This window comes from Pedobacter sp. (assembly GCF_045627485.1).
GTDB lineage: Bacteria > Bacteroidota > Bacteroidia > Sphingobacteriales > Sphingobacteriaceae > Pedobacter.
In genome coordinates this window covers 1-2,282 of the sequence record NZ_JAZQNU010000102.1, presented here as the reverse complement: position 1 = coordinate 2,282, position 2,282 = coordinate 1, and the positions used below count along the sequence as shown (strand labels likewise).

Annotated in this window: 1 protein-coding gene; it reads left to right on the top strand. The window is 44.3% G+C overall.

Going from position 1 to position 2,282, the window contains the following annotated elements; translation table 11 throughout:
* The coding region (locus ACR2F3_RS07880; protein ID WP_432709437.1) for a hypothetical protein at positions 1–2,263 on the top strand (2,263 nt) is incomplete at its 5' end.
* Positions 2,264–2,282: the final 19 nt, after the last annotated feature.

Below are 2,282 nucleotides of genomic sequence, written 5' to 3'. Positions count from 1 at the left end.
CCTCCATAATCAAACGGTGCCGAAGGAGAAGCTCTATGTGCATACCGATAAAGAATTTTACCTCACCGGTGAACTGTTGTGGTTTAAAGTCTATGAACAACGGGATGGGGCATCGGACATGTTTAGCCAGGTCGTGTATGTAGATGTACTCGACCAAAACAACAATGCCATTTTACAGGCCAAAATCGATATGAAAGCGGGTAGTGGTAACGGATCTCTATATGTACCTGTTACCGCAGCAAACGGGCGTTATAAATTGCGTGCTTATACCAGTTGGATGAAGAACTTCGGTCCCGAAACCTTCTTTGAAAAGCAAATCAGCATTGTTAACCCTTTAAATGCACCGGAAACAGAAAAAGCAGAAAAAAGCAAAGACGACCTCCAGTTTTTTCCTGAAGGCGGCGACCTGGTTGCAGGTATCTCCTCAAAAGTTGCTTTTAAAGCGACCGACCAATATGGCAAAGGCATAAACCTCAACGGTGTCATCGTCAATGAACGCAATGAGCAGGTAGCGACTTTTGAAACTAAAAAATTCGGCATGGGATCGTTTCAATTTACGCCTGCAGCCAATAGCCGTTATAAAGCCCTGGTGACAAGTGAAGGAAAGGATTTAATGGTTAAAGACTTACCTGCGGTTAAAAGACAGGGTTATGTTTTAAGTCTGCGGTCAACGACTGGCCGCCTTGATCTTCAGGTAAATACAAATCTTGCCGATCAGGATGGTGTTTACCTGTTTATTCATAACGGTAAAGAAGTGACCCTGGCAGAACGCCTTAATTTAACTGCTGGAACGACCACCCTCGCTATCGATAAAAAGAAATTAAGGGATGGTATTTCCTATTTAACCCTATTTAACGGAAAGGGGCAGCCTGTAGCAGAACGTTTGTTTTTTAAGCGTCCTGAGCGGAAGTTAACAATCGAAGCCGCAGCTGATTTAACAGCATATCAAACTCGGCAACAGGTGAAGGTTAAACTCAACGCATTGAACGAAACCGGCCTTGCACAAACCGCTGACCTTTCCATATCCATCCACCAGCTGGATGCTTTACAGCAAGCTGAACAAGTAGATATTGTTAGTTATTTATGGCTTGGTTCCGCGATAAAAGGTCACCTGGAATCGCCTACCTATTATTTTCAAAATGAATACACGGAAACGGATGAAGCGCTGGATCTTTTGTTGCTCACCCAAGGTTGGCGACAGTTCAATTGGGAGCAGGCGCTCGCGGCACAAAAACCTATGTTTAAATTCCTTCCGGAATATACAGGGCATCTTATCACAGGAAAAATAACCAACACACAGGGACAGGCGGTTAAAGATAAAATGGCTTACCTGGGTGTGATTGGCGAGCGTGTGCAGTTTTATGGCGCCAAAAGCGATAGCACTGGCCGCCTAATCTTTAATACAAGAGATTTTTACGGTCCCAATGAAGTTGTATTGCAAACCAATAACCAGGTGGACAGCAATTTAACCGGATCCCTTGAAAGTCCTTTTGCCGAGCAGTTCAATGCCACACCATTGGCAGATTTTAGCGTTAATCCGGCACAACTTGAGTTACTGCAGGAGCATAGTCTGAGCATGCAGGTTAGAAACACCTTTGCGGGCGAGCAGTTGCGTCGATACTACGCTCCGGGAATAGACAGCATTGCCTTTTATGGTAAACCTTCGAAGGTCTATAAACTGGACGACTATACTCGATTTACCACAATGGAAGAGGTGTTAAGGGAATTTGTTCCCGAGGTTAGCGTCTATCGTAGCAAAAGAGGGTATCAGCTGAAGGTGGCTAACGCAAGGCGTTTCCTGGACGCCAATCCACTGGTGCTGCTCGATGGGGTACCTTATTTTAATATGGACCAGGTGATGGCGCTGGATCCCCTGAAAATTAAAAGCATGGATGTGATCGCCCATAAATATTACTGGGGCCCTACTGTGTTGGAAGGAATCATTAAATTGAATACCTATAAAAATGACCTTGGGGGTATGGATATAGATCCACGTGCCGTCGTATTAGATTATGAAGGCATGCAGTTGCAGCGTGAATTTTATTCGCCGGTTTACGAAACTCCCGATCAGAAAAACAGCCGCATTCCTGATTTCAGAAATGTACTGTATTGGTCTCCAAATCTGACCACTGATCAGCAGGGTAACGGAAATATTGCTTTTTACACCTCAGATCAGACCGGTCATTACATTGGCGTGATTGAAGGGCTTTCTGAGGATGGAATTCCTGGGAGAAAAGTATTTACCTTTGAAGTGAAAAAATAATGTTTCTTCATTCATGCGT